The sequence below is a fragment of the Rothia sp. 110740021-2 genome (assembly GCF_054263775.1).
Genome location: NZ_JBSZFE010000001.1, coordinates 1,349,091 through 1,366,939 on the forward strand (window position 1 = coordinate 1,349,091; position 17,849 = coordinate 1,366,939).

At 59.4% G+C, this 17,849-nt stretch carries 13 protein-coding genes and 1 tRNA gene; 4 read left to right on the plus strand and 10 right to left on the minus strand.

Annotation, left to right across the window (positions count from 1 at the left end; genetic code table 11):
* The first annotated feature begins 59 nt into the window (after window positions 1-59).
* The gene (locus tag ACUXHH_RS05535) at window positions 60-1,061 is read left to right on the plus strand and encodes an NAD-dependent epimerase/dehydratase family protein (protein ID WP_458390990.1); all 1,002 of its coding nucleotides are present in this window, start codon (window positions 60-62) and stop codon (window positions 1,059-1,061) included.
* A gap of 159 nt (window positions 1,062-1,220) precedes the next feature.
* On the opposite strand, the gene ACUXHH_RS05540 is transcribed toward ACUXHH_RS05535, so the two are convergent.
* From ACUXHH_RS05540 to argS, 9 genes are all read right to left on the minus strand, one after another.
* Window positions 1,221-2,399 (minus strand): L-threonylcarbamoyladenylate synthase, encoded by a 1,179-nt coding sequence (locus ACUXHH_RS05540; RefSeq protein ID WP_279754637.1) that lies wholly within the window; start codon window positions 2,397-2,399, stop codon window positions 1,221-1,223.
* A 169-nt stretch (window positions 2,400-2,568) separates the two neighbouring features.
* Entirely contained in the window at window positions 2,569-3,477 is a 909-nt protein-coding gene (gene prmC / locus ACUXHH_RS05545; protein ID WP_371568074.1) for a peptide chain release factor N(5)-glutamine methyltransferase, read from the minus strand.
* Between the two features lie 152 nt (window positions 3,478-3,629).
* Entirely contained in the window at window positions 3,630-4,712 is a 1,083-nt protein-coding gene (gene prfA, locus ACUXHH_RS05550) for a peptide chain release factor 1 (protein WP_049337341.1), read from the minus strand.
* A 143-nt stretch (window positions 4,713-4,855) separates the two neighbouring features.
* Window positions 4,856-7,000, minus strand: coding sequence for a transcription termination factor Rho (rho, locus tag ACUXHH_RS05555; protein WP_458390991.1), 2,145 nt, complete (start codon window positions 6,998-7,000; stop codon window positions 4,856-4,858).
* Window positions 7,001-7,512: 512 nt separating this feature from the next.
* Complete coding sequence (thrB, locus tag ACUXHH_RS05560) at window positions 7,513-8,481, minus strand: homoserine kinase (protein WP_279754642.1); 969 nt, start codon at window positions 8,479-8,481, stop codon at window positions 7,513-7,515.
* 124 nt (window positions 8,482-8,605) lie between these two features.
* Window positions 8,606-9,706: a threonine synthase gene (gene thrC / locus ACUXHH_RS05565; RefSeq protein WP_279740502.1), complete on the minus strand. Its 1,101-nt coding sequence runs from the start codon at window positions 9,704-9,706 to the stop codon at window positions 8,606-8,608.
* Between the two features lie 165 nt (window positions 9,707-9,871).
* The gene (locus ACUXHH_RS05570; protein WP_279740501.1) at window positions 9,872-11,161 is read right to left on the minus strand and encodes a homoserine dehydrogenase; all 1,290 of its coding nucleotides are present in this window, start codon (window positions 11,159-11,161) and stop codon (window positions 9,872-9,874) included.
* 317 nt (window positions 11,162-11,478) lie between these two features.
* Complete coding sequence (locus ACUXHH_RS05575) at window positions 11,479-12,999, minus strand: diaminopimelate decarboxylase family protein (protein ID WP_458390992.1); 1,521 nt, start codon at window positions 12,997-12,999, stop codon at window positions 11,479-11,481.
* Between the two features lie 83 nt (window positions 13,000-13,082).
* Window positions 13,083-14,747, minus strand: coding sequence for an arginine--tRNA ligase (argS, locus tag ACUXHH_RS05580; RefSeq protein WP_458390993.1), 1,665 nt, complete (start codon window positions 14,745-14,747; stop codon window positions 13,083-13,085).
* A gap of 75 nt (window positions 14,748-14,822) precedes the next feature.
* On the opposite strand from argS, the gene ACUXHH_RS05585 reads away from it, so the two are divergent.
* The 3 genes from ACUXHH_RS05585 (at window position 14,823) to ACUXHH_RS05595 (ending at window position 17,305) form a co-directional block, all read left to right on the plus strand.
* Window positions 14,823-14,896 (plus strand) — tRNA-Arg (locus ACUXHH_RS05585).
* Window positions 14,897-15,131: 235 nt separating this feature from the next.
* On the plus strand, window positions 15,132-16,079 hold the full coding sequence (locus tag ACUXHH_RS05590; RefSeq protein ID WP_458390994.1) for an NADP-dependent oxidoreductase: 948 nt from the start codon (window positions 15,132-15,134) through the stop codon (window positions 16,077-16,079).
* Between the two features lie 14 nt (window positions 16,080-16,093).
* Window positions 16,094-17,305, plus strand: a complete 1,212-nt coding sequence (locus ACUXHH_RS05595) for an alpha/beta hydrolase (RefSeq protein WP_279790525.1) — start codon at window positions 16,094-16,096, stop codon at window positions 17,303-17,305.
* Window positions 17,306-17,373: 68 nt separating this feature from the next.
* Here ACUXHH_RS05595 and ACUXHH_RS05600 read toward each other — a convergent pair whose 3' ends face one another.
* Window positions 17,374-17,835, minus strand: a complete 462-nt coding sequence (locus ACUXHH_RS05600) for a helix-turn-helix domain-containing protein (protein WP_279740493.1) — start codon at window positions 17,833-17,835, stop codon at window positions 17,374-17,376.
* Window positions 17,836-17,849 lie beyond the last annotated feature (14 nt).

Genomic DNA, 17,849 nt, shown 5'->3' on the forward strand with positions numbered 1-17,849 from the left:
AAGTTGAAATAACCCCATTTTTCCCCGCAACGTTCGCGGGCTCGTGAGAGGTAAAAGAGATGTCCGAATCCAAGTGGAAAGTCATTGGTGCCAGCGGCTTCGTTGGTTCCTCCATCGTCGCGCGTCTGAACATAGAAGGTATCAGTGTTGACCCCATTGAGGCACCTCGACTCGCAACCCGAGCCCTTGACGTAGACAGCATCATCAACGAAGCAGACCAGCTTGAAGGCATCATCGACTCCCTCGCAGAAGCCTTCGCGGGCGCGCAGGTCGTCGTCAACGCAGCGGGCCTCGCAGCACCCAATATGCAAGATCTGCCCCCGCTCATCGGCGCAAACGCCCTGCTTCCCGCCGTGATTGCAATCGCTGCACAGCGCACCGGCGTACGCCGCGTCATCCACCTCTCCTCCGCAGCGGTACAGGGCCCGCGGCTCGTGCTGGATGATTCCGAAGAGACCAACCCATTTAGCGCCTACTCCTTCTCCAAGGCACTCGGTGAAGAAGCACTGCTCGATCTGCAGGACTACTTCCTCGAAGAGCACCCCGACAGCGCACCTGAACTGTGCATCCTGCGCGCAACTAGCGTGCAGGGCCGCGGCCGACGCACCACCGAGCTCTTCGCCAAGATGGCGTCCTCCCCCTTGGCATCCGTTGCGGGTGCAGGCACCGGCAAGTCTCCGGTCTCTAGCGTTCATGCCCTCGCAGAATTCGTGGTCATGCTCGGCACCTTCCCCGGTAAGCTGCCCACCATCGTGTTGCAGCCTTGGGAAGGCGCAACCGTCGCCTCCGCATCCGTGGATGCTGGTCGCCGCCACCCGCACCGCCTGCCCGAATGGCTCTGCCTCGCAGCCGTCAAGGCAGGCTACACCGTTTCCGAGCTGATGAACGACAAGTTCGCTGGTTCCGTGCGCAAGGTCGAGGTCATGTGGTTCGGCCAGGGCATCGACGATTCCTGGGCACGCGACAACAACCTTCTGCCCACCCCGCGCGTACGTGAAGTACTGCGCAACGCCCACACCGCGCTGGGCAAGAAGAAGGACCGCCGCTTCGACAAGAACTAGGTAGCACGTGTGCTCTCCTAGAGGTACACAGCTGAGGCACACAGCCTAGAGGGCTCATAACGTATAGGGAACCCCGATATATCTGATTGATATATCGGGGTTCCCTATATGTTTTATGCTCCGAATTCTTACACTCCGAGCTCTACAACGTGCAGAAGTTTAGAGCTGATTCTCCGGCATGTCCTTCTGCTCGGTCTTTGCCTCAGACTCGGTCCTAGCAGCTTCAGTCTTGGTTTCTGCTGGCTTAGCCTCACCCTGTGTGGCAGTCTCAATCTTCGACTCACCAAAGACCAACGCGCGAGCAGTATCAGCAGGAACCGGGTGAGTCTGCGGCTCATCCGCACGAACCGGCTTCGGAGTGTTGTCACGGTATCCGCGCGAACGCTCCTGATCCACGCTGGTGCTGAATGCAGAAGACAGCGCCGAAGTAGCGCCCATCAGGGATGCAGCAACAGAGCCGGCAGCCGGTGCCGAAGCGCGACGAGCAGGCTCACCGCTCACAGTGTGAGTGCTGTCCCACTGCTCGTACGCCTCATCCAGGTCAGCCTGCTCATCCAGAGCACGCTCAGAAGAAGTCGACTCAGACGACGCAGACCCAGCTTCCTCAGCCTTACGAGCCGCCTGCTCGTCAGCCTCCGCACGAGTCAGGATGGTCGGAACAACTTCGCGCAATTCCTCCACCGGAATTGCACCCTCACGAACCACCACGTAGGGGAAGGAGGTGCAATCCAGAATCGTGGACGGTGCCGGCTCACGCTCAGTCACCACAACCACGCCGTCCTCATTCGGCTCAGATTCAAGCGGCTTAGGACGAGCGCCACCGTCAATCACCACGGCAACGTCCTCACCCAGGGACTCCAAGGCGGTCTGCGCGTCCAGTGCGGCTTCCTGACCGGTCTTGTTTGCGCTCGAAACCGCCAGCGGACCGTGTTCAGTCAGTAGCTTCAGGGCGAACTCATCATCGGGAACACGTACGGCAACGGTACCGCGGGTCTCACCCAAGTCCCAGCTCAGCGACGGGTACGAGTGAAGAATAATAGTCAGCGCACCGGGCCAGAATCGACCACCCAGGTCATAAATATCATCCGGAACGTCGTCGACCACGCCAGCGAGCGCAGCAAGATCAAAGATTAGCACAGGCGGCGGCATGGTGCGGTCGCGGCCCTTATCTGCCAGCAGCTTGGCAACGCCCTGATGCGAGAAAGCATCTGCGGCAATACCGTAGACGGTATCGGTGGGCATCACAATCGTGTCGTGTGCCTTCAGCGCCTCGCGGGCAGCCTCGATGGCCTCGCGGGTCTCAGTTTCAGTCGTTACGGGGTACAGCTTTGCAGTCACGGGTCTTATTCTCTCATGTTTTTCTTGGTGCGGCGAGACACCGGCACCCACAACGCGCCATGTGGAAGCAATCTTCCGGGGGTTCGCCATATTTCACCGGCTCTGAGCTGGTTACCGAGGGGGACGCGTTACCTTCATGCAGCCCGGTACGGGCTAGGTGGTGCATTTACTAGTCTAAAGGTTCTAGTGGGTGCGGTTTATAACCGACGCTATGACGCGGACGATTATTCAGGTCACGCACCGAGTAGCACCCCTCAAAGCCGACGCGCGCCAACAGTTCGGCGACGGCTTCTTCCTGGGTGTCGTCGTGCTCCATGATGAACAGACCGCCGGGTGTAAGAAGCTCGAAGGCGCGGGCGGCAATCGCGGAGGGTATCTGCATGCCGTCCTCTCCCCCACCGTACAGCGCCATGTCCGGGTCGTGCAGGGCGGCTTCCGGGTCGGCGGGTACGTTCGCCGGCGGAATGTACGGAGGGTTCGAAAGTACCGCCTTGAAGGTTCCGGCAAGTTCGGGCAGGGCGGTGAGAGCGTTCCCCTGTACCAGGTGCACACCGAGCGGCTCCAGGTTTTTACGGGTGTAGGCGATGGCATCTTCGGAGAGTTCCACCGCGAACACCTGGGCGTTCGGCAGTTCGCTCTTGATTGCCGCGGCGATAGCGCCGGATCCGGTACACAGGTCGACGATGCGCAGCGCACCGGTTGCCGAATCGGTGCGTGCGCTTAGCACTTTGAGGGCTTCTTCGACGAGTAGTTCGGTCTCGGGGCGGGGTACGAACACGCCCGGTCCGACCGACAGCTCTAGGCGGTAGAAGGGAGCGGAGCCGGTGATGTGTTGCAGCGGTTCGCGGCAGGCGCGGCGGGCGACCAGCGCCTCGTACTCTGCGACCTGGTCGGGAGTGAGCCTTTCCCCCATCAGCGCAGCGTGCTGGAGGCGCGAGCGTGAGCCGTCATAGAGCAGGTATGCGGCGAGTAGCTCAGCATCCACTCGGGGGCTGGGCACCTGCGCCAGTACCGCGGTGGCGCGCGTGAGTACCTGAGCGAGTTCTTCCCCACGCGGGTCGTACACATTCACCTTCATGAGCTCTCCTTCTCGTCTCTCAACGGTTCAAAACCTGTCACAGCATATGGCTAAGGGGCTCCACCGCCGTAGCGGCGAGCCCCTCACCAACATCTCACATCGATTCAGCGAATCGGCAAGAGCCTATATACAGAATCTACTTCTGCACAGAACTACTTCTGTTCCTGGCCCACCTGAGCGAGGCGGTGCGCCTCATCCATCTCAATAGCGGACTGAACCACAGGCTCCAGGTCACCATTCAGCACAGCATCCAGGTTGTACGCCTTGTAGCCGGTGCGGTGATCCGCAATGCGGTTCTCCGGGAAGTTGTACGTACGGATACGCTCCGAACGGTCCATAGTACGCACCTGCGAAGCACGATGTGCCGCGTTCTCAGCATCAATCTGCTCCTGCTGGTGAGCCAACAGGCGCGCACGCAGAACGCGCATCGCGGCTTCACGGTTCTGCAGCTGAGACTTCTCATTCTGCATCGCCACTACAATACCGGTCGGAAGGTGAGTAATACGCACCGCCGAGTCAGTGGTGTTCACCGACTGACCACCGGGGCCCGACGAACGGTACACATCAATCTTCAGGTCGTTCTGGTTAATCTCGATTTCCTCGGGCTCATCCACCTCGGGGAACACCAGAACACCAGCCGCAGAAGTATGAATACGGCCCTGAGACTCGGTCGCCGGAACACGCTGTACACGGTGCACGCCACCCTCATACTTCAGGTGTGCCCACACACCCTCAGCAGGCTCATTCGAGGAGCCCTTAATAGCAATCTGAGCGTCCTTGTAGCCGCCAACATCGGTGCTGGTCGAAGAAATAATCTCAGTCTTCCAGCCCTTGTTCTCCGCATAACGCATGTACATGCGCAGCAGGTCACCAGCGAACAGAGCCGCTTCGTCACCACCGGCACCAGCCTTCACCTCAAGAATGACGTTACGGCCATCATCCGGGTCACGCGGAATCAGCAGGCGGCGCAGCTTCTCCTGAGCAACCTCCAGCTCCTCCTCCAGACCGGGAATCTCCGCCGCAAAATCCGGATCCTCATCAGCCATCTCGCGGGCAGCCTCAAGGTCGTCCTTCAGCGAAGTGTACTTGTTGTACGCAGTCACGATACCGGTTAGCTCCGCGTAACGGCGGCCCACACGGCGTGCCTTACCCTGGTTCGCCTGCACAGCGGGGTCGGCCAGCTGATTCTGCAGGTCAGCGTGCTCATCCAGCAGAACCTGAATAGATTCAAACATTCTGTTCTCTCTTCCATCTCCCGCACTTTACGCCGCACGGGCAGGCACTAGACATCTCGCACCCCTCACAACGGGGATGCACAAAACGAACGTCTCACGCGCCCCACCCACAATCTGGAGGCGGGGCGCGTGAGGTACGAGCCTTAGTCGACCAGACGCAGACCGTTCTTCTGAACCGTCAGAAGAAACTCCACGTTGCTTTCAGTCTTACGCAGCTGGTTGGTCAGAACACCCAGAGCCTGCTCGGGTTCCATGCCCGCCAGGGCACGGCGCAGACCCCACATAATCTTAATCTCATCCGGGGAGAGCAGATTCTCCTCGCGGCGAGTACCAGAAGCGTTAATATCAACCGCCGGGAAGATACGCTTATCCGCCAGCTGACGGGACAGGCGCAGCTCCATGTTACCGGTACCCTTGAACTCTTCGAAGATCACTTCATCCATCTTCGAGCCGGTCTCAACCAGGGCGGTAGCCAGGATGGTCAGCGAGCCACCCTCTTCAATGTTGCGGGCAGCACCGAAGAACTTCTTCGGCGGGTACAGCGCTGCAGAATCCACACCACCGGACAGGATGCGACCGGATGCGGGAGCCGCCAGGTTGTATGCACGGCCCAGGCGCGTCATGGAGTCCAGTAGCACTACCACATCGTAGCCGAGCTCCACCATACGCTTCGCACGCTCAATAGCCAGCTCAGCCACAGTAGTGTGATCCTCAGCCGGGCGGTCGAAGGTCGAGGCAATAACCTCACCCTTAACGGTGCGCTGCATATCGGTCACTTCTTCAGGACGCTCGTCTACCAGGACCATCATCAGGTACACGTCCGGGTTGTTCACGGTAATTGCGTTCGCAATGGACTGCAGCATGAGGGTCTTACCGGCCTTCGGCGGGGACACAATCAGACCACGCTGGCCCTTACCAATCGGGGACACCAGGTCCACCACGCGGGTGCCCAGCTTCTTCGGGGTGGTCTCCAGGCGCAGACGCTCCTTGGGGTACAGCGGAGTCAGCTTCGAGAAGACGCGGCGGTTCGCTGCTTCCTCAACGCTCTGACCGTTAATCGCCTCAACCTGAACCAGCGCGTTAAAGCGCTGGCGGTTATTCGACTCACCCTCGCGCGGCACGCGAATCGCGCCGAGCACATGGTCACCCTTACGCAGATTGTACTTCTTCACCTGAGCCAGGGAGACATACACGTCGTTGGTGCCGGGCAGGTAGCCGGTGGTACGCACGAAAGCGTAGTTATCGAGAATGTCCAGAACACCCGAAATCGGTGCCAGCACATCATCTTCGCTCAGGCGAGGCTCGTTCTCCTCGCGGCGGCGAGCCTGCTTCTCAGCACGCTCAGCCTGACGGTCACGCTTGGAACGGCGCTCAGGACGCTCGGCGCGCTCTGCACGCTCAGCAGCCTTACGCTCGGCACGTTCACTACGCTCAGTATTGCGCTCTACACGCTCTACGCTACGCTCACGCTTAGTGCGACGCTCGATACGCTCACCATCCTGATCGCGACGACGCTCACGAGTGCGGGTACGCTTCGAGCTCTTCTCACCGTCGGGGGTACCAAAAGTCATGTCCAGGGCAGCGTTCAGACTGTCCAGGCTCGCGGTGCCGTCAGCGGTAGTAGCCTTCAGCTCAGCAGAGTTACCAGACAGGTCAATCTGCTCCGAGCGCTCACCAATACGCTCAGCGGCCAGCTCAGCGCGCACATCCAGCGGAGGAACCTCAGCGGGATTCTCATCCTTACGGGTGCGGGTGCGGCGGGTACGCTTCTCCGCCTTCTCGGATTTCTCAGCCGATGTATACTCACCCTCAGCGGCACGGCGAACGCGCGCACGCTTCTGAGCGGGAGTCTCGTAACGGGAGGAACGGGTACGCTTCTCAGACTTTTCAGCCTTCTCAGCACCCTCAGCGGGGGCTTCAGCGCCCTCAGTGTTTTCGGTCTTCTCAGCCACCTTAGCCTCGGCGTCCTTCTGGGCGCGAGTGCGGCGAGTACGGCGAGGCTTAGATTCTTCAGCTTTCTCAGCAGCGGGAGCCTGTACAGATTCAGCAGCTTTAGCGGGCGCTTCAGACTTAGGTGCTTCGGACTTGGGCGCAACAGGAGCGGCTACGGCACCACCACGCTGATGCTCCTCAAGAGCCTGAACCAGTTCAGCCTTCTTCAACTTCAGATAGCCGCGGATGCCAAGCTGCTGGGCGAGGACACGCAGCTGCGCGACCTTCAAGTTTGCAAGTTCCGGTGCGGCAGCTGCCGTACCGTACTCATCGGTGACAACAATATTCTTTGCCAACTACAATTCCTTTGGTTATAAGCCCTGAAAATCTTCAGAATAAAGATCGGGCGGGCGCTATAGCGCGGTCAAAGGTTTAGACACTGCTGAAAGAAAACAGCAGTCTGCACCTTCGACTCCCTCGAACCGCGCTGGAGGCGGTTCGCGTCTCTTACCGTACCCGCTGATTCAGACACAGCGAGCACACACGGAAGATAAGGCGCTCTATCACAAATGTGGGTAAGCCCAAACCATCATCTATACAAACCATCTACACGAGATGAAGAGGATGGATTGGTCACTTTGAAAGGGCACCCGCCGCGAAACCGAACCCTCAGAAAAGTCTTCCCTATGCGTCAGGAATAAAGAAAGACGTGAATCCCACAGGCATTCCCCCGAACCTTGCCGGTTCCCGCCCAGATACAAAAAGCATCTGAGGCATCAGGGGAAACGGAAGTACGTTACGAAGGATAGTATCGACGGTCTACATTGAACGACGGGCGAACCTCAATATAGGACGAACTAATAACGTCCTACTGAGTAACTATAACACCTTCAGTATCAATTTCAAGGGGAAGAACCCGCCAGTTCAGGCGGCGATCCACAATAGCGCTACAAGGGTGAGTCGCCGCAAACTCAGCAATCGCTTCCTGAACCTGTCGCACCTGCTCGTCACCGTGCGCAAAGGTCAAAACCGTTGGGCCAGCACCAGAAATAACCGCCGCAAAACCCTGACCGCGCAGGTACGAAACCAGCGTAGCCGATGGCTCCATCGCAGTTACGCGGTACCCCTGATGCAGGTAATCCACGGTCGCATCCATCAGGTACTCGGGAGTATCGGAGAGGGTACGCACCAGCAGCGCCGCACGAGCCGAGTTCGCCACCGCCTCAACGTGGGGCATCTGCGCAGGAATCAGCGAACGGGCAAGCTTCGTCGACACCTCATAATCAGGCACAGCCACCACAGGATGAACATCAGGATGCACCGGAATAATCACGGACTTCCAGTTGCCCATCTCACCCCAGGACACCGACAGGTTGCCGTAAATCGCCGGAGCCACGTTATCCGGGTGGCCCTCCATATCGGAGGCAACCTGCAGCATCTGATCACGGCTCAGACGGTGCTCTTCCGGCAGCAGGCCGCTTGCCGCAGCTACACCCGCCACAATAGCCGATGCCGAAGAACCCATACCGCGAGAATGCGGAATCTTATTATCAGCAATCAGCTTCACCGGAGGCAGCTCATCCAAACCAGCCGCAGTAAAACCAGCCTTCATCGCCTGCAAAACCAGGTGGCTCTCATCGCGAGGAACATCCGCGCTACCCTCACCGCTGAGCTCAAACTCCAGGCCGGACTCAATACGCTCAACAACCAGCTCATCATAGAAGCCAAGACCCAAACCCATACTGTCATAGCCGGGCCCCAGGTTAGCGCTCGTAGCGGGAACGCGAACCTTAACGGACGCGCCCACCGGAATATCAGAAATATGCAGGGAAGACATGAGAAGAACCTCGCGATCGGTGACGTAATGAGTGAATAAGTGAAAGATACAAAAAAGGGGCTGTCATGCAGGTGCACCCCGCCCCGCAAACACGGGACGGAGTGCACATCGTAATATGAACAGACTAGTTCAAATCAAGAATATCTGCCACAGCAACCACGTCGAAGGGAGCCTTAGTCGGCTCAACCTTCACACCGTTAACAGCCTCAAGAGCCCACTGCGGGTCCTTCAGACCGTGACCAGTCACGGTAATCACAATGGTCTTACCCTCGGGAGCTTCACCTGCGCGGTGCTTCTTCAGCAGACCCGCAACACCGGCAGCCGAGGCCGGCTCCACGAAGACACCCTCGCGGGCAGACAGCCAGCGGTGAGCCTCCAGAATCTCCTCATCGGTGACAGCCTCAATCACACCGCCAGACTCGTCACGAGCAGCTTCAGCTTTCTCCCACGATGCGGGGTTACCGATACGAATCGCGGTCGCAATGGTCTCCGGTGCCTCAATTGGGTGACCAGCAACAATCGGTGCAGCACCAGCAGCCTGGAAACCCCACATAATCGGACGCTTGGTCGCAACCGGCTCCAAAACCTTACCGTCACGGTTGGTGTAAGACTCCGAGTACTCCTTGTAACCCTTCCAGTACGCGGTGATGTTACCCGCGTTGCCAACCGGCAGCAGGTGATAATCAGGAGCGTCACCCAGGGTGTCAACAACCTCAAACGAACCGGTCTTCTGACCCTCAATACGGTAAGGGTTGACCGAGTTCACCAGGAACACCGGGTAATTCTCGCTGAGCTTGCGAGCAATCTCCAAGCAGTTATCGAAGTTGCCGTCAATCTGAATGATGTCAGCACCGTGAGCAATAGCCTGAGACAGCTTACCCATCGAAATCTTGCCGTCCGGAACCAGCACTGCACAGCGCATACCAGCCTGCAGCGCGTACGCTGCAGCCGACGCCGAAGTGTTACCGGTCGAAGCACACACAACAGCCTTCGCACCGTCACGCTTAGCGGCGGTCATCGCGCTGGTCATACCTCGGTCTTTGAACGAACCGGTCGGGTTCATACCCTCAAACTTCAGGTAAACGGTGTTACCGGTCTCAGCAGACAGTGCCGGCGCGTGAATCAGCGGGGTACCACCCTCACCCAGGGTCACAGCCTTCACATCGTCTGCGAAAGGCAGACGGTCACGGTACTCATTGATAACGCCCTGCCACACGTGTGCCATTGGGTTCTCCTTCAATCTTGGCGCCCCGCCCGCCGGACCTTGCAAGGTCCGGCGCGGTAGCGGGTACGCGGGTTAGTTCGTCAGCGATGCTTCTACACGCAAGCATCGCACGTTTAGTGAGCAGCACTTGCCACACATCAGTTCACGCTGAGTAATTCTCGACGCTTAGTGCTTCTCGGACTCCACACGGATGACCGAGTTCACCTCACACACAGTATCCAGAGCGTCAATCACAGCAATCGCACGACGCAAATCGGAATCCTTGGCCGAGTGAGTCACCATACGAATCTGAGCCGCCCCCTCCTTCGGAGCGGACTGACGCAGAGAATCAATAGAAATACCATGCTCAGTCAGGATGCGGGTAATGTTCGCCAGAACACCCAAGCGGTCCTCTACCAGAACACCCACCGAGTAGCGAGACACCACGTTATCCAGGCTGGTTGCGTGCAGCTGAGCGTGAGAAGTCTCCGGAACACCGGGGCCACCCAGCACCAGACGACGAGCCAGGGACACGAAGTCACCCAGAACAGCCGAAGCAGTCGGAGCGCCACCCGCGCCGGGACCGTAGAACATCAGCTCGCCGGCGTTCTCCGCCTCAACGAACACAGCGTTGAACGCACCGTGCACGCCCGCCAGTGGGTGCTGACGAGGAATCAGGGTCGGGTTCACGCGAATGTTTGCACCGTCCGCGCCCTCACGTTCGCAAATAGCCAGCAGCTTGATGACGTAACCGTCAGCATCCGCGGCAGCAACATCATCAGCGGTGATGGAGGTGATACCCTCGGTGTGCACATCATCAATAGTGAAAGTCGAGTGGAACGCCAGCGAAGCAACAATCGCAGCCTTCGACGCAGCATCGTGGCCCTCAACATCAGCAGTAGGGTCAGCTTCCGCGTAGCCTAGCTTCTGAGCCTCAGCCAGTGCATCCGCGAAGGACGCGCCGGTGGTGTCCATCTGGTCAAGAATGTAGTTGGTGGTGCCGTTCATAATGCCCAGAACGCGGGTCACACGGTCACCAGCCAGGGAGTCGCGCAGGGGGCGCAGAATCGGGATAGCGCCCGCAACAGCAGCCTCGTAGGAAAGCTGAGCACCGGACTTATCAGCGGCCGCCTGCAGCTCCACTCCGTGCTTAGCCAGCAGTGCCTTGTTACCGGAGACCACCGACTTACCAGCCTCCAGAGCACGCAGAATACGAGTGCGAGCCGGCTCAATACCACCGGTCAGCTCAATCACTACATCAGCTGCATCAATCAGAGATTCAGCGTCAGTGGTGTACAGCGAGGGGTCCGCGTTCCAGTGGCGGGATGCATTAGTATCGCGCACAGCAATACCGATCAATTCCACAGGCGCGCCAATGCGCTTTTCAAGGATGGCGTTATCCTCGACCAGGATGCGAGCAGCCTGGGAACCGACATTACCGGCACCAAGCAGTGCTACTTTGATCTTTTCAGCCACGATAGTCTCTTTCTACGGTTTGTTCCGGGTTCACCCCGGTATCTCTTCGGGCTACGGCGTGGATGCGGCGCAGAGCACGCACTCAACAACCACTTTATCAAGAGCCGGGGACAGCTCAGCAGCCTCAAGGTGCGACTTTTACTCTCTGAGATGAGGTATCCCTCACAGTTATGAGGTAGCCTTATTTTCTGCAAAGTTTTGAACACACAAAACCGTGAAGACACCACCCGCAATCGCCACCTCACGGCGCGCACTGCAGAAACGGAATCTTCACGGTTTCTGAGGCTCTGGGGTTATGGGGTTCTGAGCTAAGGGCTCTAGATATCCGAACCCATATCCAGCGCCAACATATCCTCCTCATGCTGACGGCGAATCATCACGCGCGAAGGCTGACCCTGCGCGGTCGCAATCACCGGCGGACGAGTAAAGAAGTTATAGTTCGAACCCAGCACATAGCAGTACGCGCCGGTCGCCGGAACCGCCAGAATATCCCCAGCCTGCAGGTCAGCAGGCAGGTAGCAGTAACGAACCACCACATCGCCAGACTCGCAATGCTTACCCACCACGCGAGAGAGCACCTGCTCCCCCGCTGGGGCACGATTCGCCAAGGTCACAGAATAATCCGATTCGTACAGCACTGGTCGGGCGTTATCACTCATACCGCCGTCCACCGAAATGTAGCGGCGCACGCGAATCTCACCGTTCTCATCCTCAATGCTCACGTTCTTAATGGTGCCCACCGCATACAGGGTCGCACCCGAAGGACCAGAAATAGAACGACCCGGCTCGAAAGACATGTGCGGAATCACCATGCCCAAACGCTCGCAGGTTGCCGCAACGGAAGAGGCAATCGACTCGGTCACCTCGGTAATGGAGCGAGGGTGATCCGCCTCAGTGTAGCCGATGCCGTAGCCGCCGCCCAGGTCCAGCTCCGGCAGGGTCACACCCAGGTCACGGTTGAGGCGGTTCATAAACTCCAGGGCGGTAGTAGCCGCCTGCTCGAAGCCCTCCGCCTCAAAAATCTGCGAACCAATATGGCAGTGAATACCGCGGAAATCCAGGGAATCGGTCGCGTTCAAAATCGCGGCTGCCAGCGCTGCGTAAGAATCGGTCGCCTCAACACCCCAGTACTCCAATTCCTCTTCATCCAAACCGGCAAGCGCGGCGGTGCCAGGCTGCAGGGACATACCGAACTTCTGGTCCTCGTGCGCGGTCGCAATGGACTCATGAGTCGAGGCATGCACGCCGGGAGTAATGCGAATCAGCACCGGAACGGAGGCGTAAGGCTCCTCGCCCTCAGCCACACGCTCGGCGGCAAGCTCTGCGTACACACGCTCAATGAGCTTGAGCTCGTCCACCGAATCAGCCACCACGCGACCCAGGCCGGTACGGATTGCGCGGGCAATCTCAGCTTCCGACTTGTTATTGCCGTGCAGGGCGATATTTGCCCCGGGCACCTGTGCACGCAGAGCCAGCGCCAGCTCACCACCGGAGGCGGTATCCAGGCACAGCCCCTCCTCAGTCGCCCAGCATGCCACCGCCGTGGATAGGAAAGACTTACCGGCATAGTAGACGCTCACCTGCGCACCGTGCGCCGCGAAAGCCTGCTCAAAAGCGGTGCGGTAGGCGCGGGCGCGGGCGCGGAAAGTCGTTTCAGAGAAGACGTACTGCGGGGTTTCATGCTCAGCAACCAGGTCGCTGACGGTCACGCCGTCAATGCAGAGTTCGCCCTGCTCATTGCGGGTGAAAGAATCAGTCCAAATGGTACGAGACAGGGCCTCCGGGTGCTCGGGGTAGGTGAGCCATTCGGGGGCGTAGAGGGCGCGGGCTTCGCTCATCGTGTCTCTTTCTTAGCTATCTTTGCAGGCATACGCTCAACCCCCGCCCCGGTGGCACCGGATCGGGGGTTGAAACGAGAGTATTACATGCGCTCGGGTGCGCTCACACCCAGCAGGTTCAGACCATTAGCCAGCACCTGCTGTGCTGCATTGTTCAGCAGCAGGCGGGTACGGTGCAAATCGGTGACCTCTTCATCAGCCTTGGGGGCGACGCGGGAGACACCGTACCAGCTATGATACGCCGAAGCGAGCTGCTCCAGGTAGCGATTCACGCGGTGCGGCTCGTAGAACTTCGCGGCATCACGCACAGCAGCGGGGAACTGACCGAGTACAGCCAGCAGCTCACCGTCAGCAGCCGAGTCGAGCAGGGAGGTGTCCACGCCGTCCTCAACCTTCACGCCAGCCCCTGCGGCGTTACGTGCCACAGCGGCGGTACGTGCGTGAGCGTACTGCACGTAGTAGACCGGGTTCTCATTGCTCTTGGAAGTCAGCAAGCCCAGGTCAATGTCGATGGGGGTGTCCACCGAGTAGCGGGTCAGCTCGTAGCGGGCCGCGTCAACGCCAACGGCTTCGACCAGGTCCTCGAGGGTGACCACAGTGCCGGCACGCTTGGACATACGGACGGGCTTGCCGTCCTTGACCAGGTTCACCAGCTGACCGATCATGACCTCAATCTGGTCGGCACGGTAGCCAAGAATCTGTGCGATAGCCTTCAGACGGCCCACGTAGCCGTTGTGGTCAGCACCAAGCATGTAAATCGCCACATCGGCGGGGTTTTCTGCACGGGTCATCTTGTCCTGGTAGTAGGCGATATCGCCCGCCACGTAGGCGTGGTTGCCGTCAGACTTAATGACCACGCGGTCCTTGTCGTCACCGTAGTCGGTGGTGCGCATCCACCATGCGCCGTCAGCCTGGAAGAGCTGACCGTTCTCGCGCATGGTGTCGAGCAGGGCGTCCACCTTGCCGCCTTCAAATACGGAGTTCTCATGGAAGAACACGTCGAAGTGGGTGCCGAATGCCGCCAGGGACTCCTTGATCTGATCGAACATCAAGTGAGTACCGATTTCGCGGAAGATTTCTTCGGGGTTCTCAGTCTCAAGCGCGTCGGGGCGCTGAGCCAGAATCTGGTCCTTAATATCAACAATGTAGGCGCCAGCGTATCCGTCCTCGGGGGTCTCCTCACCGCGGGCCGCGGCAATCAGGGAGCGCACGAAACGGTCAATCTGGGTGCCGTGGTCATTGAAGTAGTATTCGCGCACGACGTTAGCGCCCTCAGCCTCAAGGACGCGGGCGAGCGCATCACCGACGGCAGCCCAGCGGGTACCACCCAGGTGGATGGGGCCGGTGGGGTTCGCAGAGACAAACTCAAGGTTGATGGTCTTACCGGCGAACTTGTCGCTGCGGCCGTATGCTTCGCCAGCCTCAACGATCGTGGCGGCGAGCTCACCAGCAGCTGCGGCGTCCAGGGTGATGTTCAGGAAGCCGGGGCCAGCAATATCTACAGATGCAACACCGGCGATGGCGCCAATCTTCTCTGCCAGAAGAGCTGCTGCCTCACGCGGGTTCTTGCCCACCTTCTTAGCGAGCTGCAGAGCGACGTTGGTTGCCCAGTCACCATGTTCGCGGGACTTGGGGCGCTCCACTCGGACGGCGGGCAGTTCAGCGCCCTCCACAAGGGTCAGCTGGCCGGAGGAAATGGTTTCTTCAAGGGCAAGCGCAATAGCTTCGGAGAGTTCTTCAGGAGTCATAACAAACTATTCTAGCAAGCCTTGGCAGGTGCCTGACCGTTTTATCTAGTGCTTATCTGATACCATAGATGGGTTGCCTCTGTAGCTCAGCGGATTAGAGCACCAGTTTCCGGTACTGGGGGTCGAAGGTTCGAATCCTTTCAGGGGCACGATGTTCTTATTCGAGAGGGAACACGGGAGCCGGTATCCGAGGCATATCGTTCGGGTATCGGCTCCTTTTTATTTTTATTTAACGGCCATGCCGGGTAGCTCCCTCTTAAACCTCAGAGGATGGACACTACCCACCTGCCTGTTGTGGCAACGCTAACCACCTTGAGAGAATGGGGAAACGCGCACACCAGGCACATCAGCACGGCTTCAAGCCACGACAGCGGAGGTAACCCGATGACCACCATGCGCCAGATTCAGCTCACCGAATGGGGTGACGAAAGCGTTCTGCACGAAGCAAACGTGCCTATCCCCTCCCCGGTGCGCGGTCACGTGCTCATCAAGACGGTTGCCGCCGGTGTCAACCCGATTGATCTGACCACTCGCAAGGGCTTGGGTCCCGCCGCTCAGCTGGCAGACCCGTCGTACAAGCCCTTCGTGCCCGGCTGGGATGTTGCCGGCACCGTGGTTGCTACCGCCGGCGACTACACGGGTTTTAAGGTGGGCGACGGCGTATTTGGTCTTGTTTCTTTCCCCTCCCCCGCCGGTGCGTACGCCGAGTATGTTCTCGCCCCGGCGCATCAGTTGGTGAAGGTGCCCGCCGATGTTCCCTGCGCACAATTGGGTGGCGCTCCCCTGGCGGCGCTGACCGCATACCAGGCGATCTTCGAGGTGGCGCGGTTGAAGGAAGGTGAGCGCGTGCTCATTCACGCCGGCGCCGGAGGCGTCGGTCACCTCGCCGTTCAGTTGGCGGCGCAGGCGGGCGCTCAGGTTTTTGCGACCGCCGCCGCGGCGAACCACGAGTTTGTGCACTCGTTGGGTGCCCAGCCCATTGATTACCGCACCGAGGATTTCCGTGCCGTACTGGGTCAGACCATGGACGTGGTACTCAATTCCACCGGTCAGCAGACCTTCCTTGATTCGCTTGAGGTGCTGGTTCCTGGCGGCCGTATTGTCACCCTGACCAGCCCCGACCCTCTGGATGTTGCGCGTGAGCGCGGCTTCGAGGCGCAGTGGCTGACGGTTCACCCGGACCGCACGCAGATGCAGGAGATTGCCCGCCTCATGTCCTTGGGTCTATTGAAGGTGCACGTGGATCAGGTGCTTAATTTTTCGCAGGCAGCGCAGGCTCACGCCCTGGTGGCAACGGGTCGCACCCGCGGCAAGATTGTACTGGTTCCCTAACGCGGCGCTGATTTATGTTGAACTCTGAGAGCGCGCCGAAGATTGAGCACGCACTGAACGCTGAGGGCGCACTGCCTGCTGAGGGTGTGCCGACCGTTGAGAGTACCGAGTACCGCTCCGGTTTTTACCGCGAGGCGGGCTTTTACGATGCCCACTCGCTACCCGACTACGGTGCGCAGTCCCCGGTAACTCGCGAGGCGTTCGCCTACGATTTTTTCCCCGCGGCTGCTGAAACTTCAACTGCCGTGACTTCTTCCCCCACGCCGTTGCTCGTGTGGATCCACGGTGGCGCCTGGCGCTTCGGCACCAACCAGGCCCTACGCGACACTATCCTGCGCACCCCCTCCGGGGAGCAGCCCAATGCCCAGGCGCTCATGCGCGCCGCTTTTCAGCAGGCAGGCTGGGCGGTTGCGTCCATCAACTACCGGTATTCGCATCAGGCGCTCTTCCCCGGCGCCCTGCACGATGTGAAGGAGGCGGTGCGTTTCTTCCGCGCTAACGCGCACGAGTTCGGTATCGACCCGCAGCGCATTGCGGTGGCGGGTGGAAGCGCCGGCGGGCACCTGAGCATGATGGTTGCGCATACGGGAGATTCCGCCGCCGGTGACTCTGTATTTAGGGATTCTACAAGCACACCCGAGCAGGACGAATACTTTGAAGGCAGTGCGGCAAGCGCCTACCCGTCCCATAGTTCACAGGTGAGGGCGGCGGCTTCGTTTTACGGGGTCAGCGATTTGAGGACCATCTTCACCGATCGCCCTCTGGCTGGCTACGCCCTCGATCATCCCGAGGACGATGGCGCCGAGTGGCGACTGCTGGGAAGCACCTACCCGGTGCCCACAGATGTGTCTACTATCGACGTTTCCAGGGGTGAGCGGGCGGTTCCAGGGGTCTGCATCGAGCGTGCCCAAAAGAACTGGGAACGCGCGCATCCTATTGATGCGGTACGCCCCCAGAAACAAGTGGAAAAGGTCGACGGTGCCTCCGCACAGGGAGTGAGCGGCGGTGCCACTGCCCTCATGCTCGTGCACGGTATCAGTGATTCGTGTGTGCCGTACCAGCAAGCGGTGCGGATGTATCAGGCGCTGCGCACGCGGCAGGTACCTACCGAATTGGTGCTGGTTCCGGATGCCGAACACGGGGATTCGCGCTGTTTTAGCCTCGAGATTGTTCAGCAGATGCTGCTATTCCTCAACCGCGCTATTCAGCTCAACCATACTGTCTGAACTGTGCCGGCTGAACCGTGCTGTCTCATCAGAGTGATTGGTCAGACAGTGATTGACCAGATACGGGTTTAGCGAACGCGGCGGTTCACGTATTCGTGCTTAAGGCGGTAACGTTCGAGGTCATCAAAAGCAACGCGACGGTGCGTATTAATGCGCTCGAACGGAATATCTCCGCGCTCCAGCAGGCGAACAACGGTCGGGCGAGATACGCCCAGGTAGTCTGCCGCCTCCTGTGTGGTCATCAGGCGGTCCTGGCGTACCACGCAGACATCCTTACGGTCGGCGAATGCGCGCGCTACGGAGGTGAGGGGTCCGTACATTTCGGGAGAAATCTGTACGCGCTCGCCGTCGCCGGTCACCAGGTAGAGGGTTTCTTCGGCGCTGAGGCGATCGAAGTGGGTGCGCAGACTCGCGTGAACGAGGGCTTGGAAGAGTTCTTCGCAGCGGTGGTGAATTTCTTCATGCTGTCCGTCTTCGCAGCAATCCAACACTGCAGCACGTGTTGCCGGGTACGTCTTTGGTGATGGCATAGTCACTCCTTCGT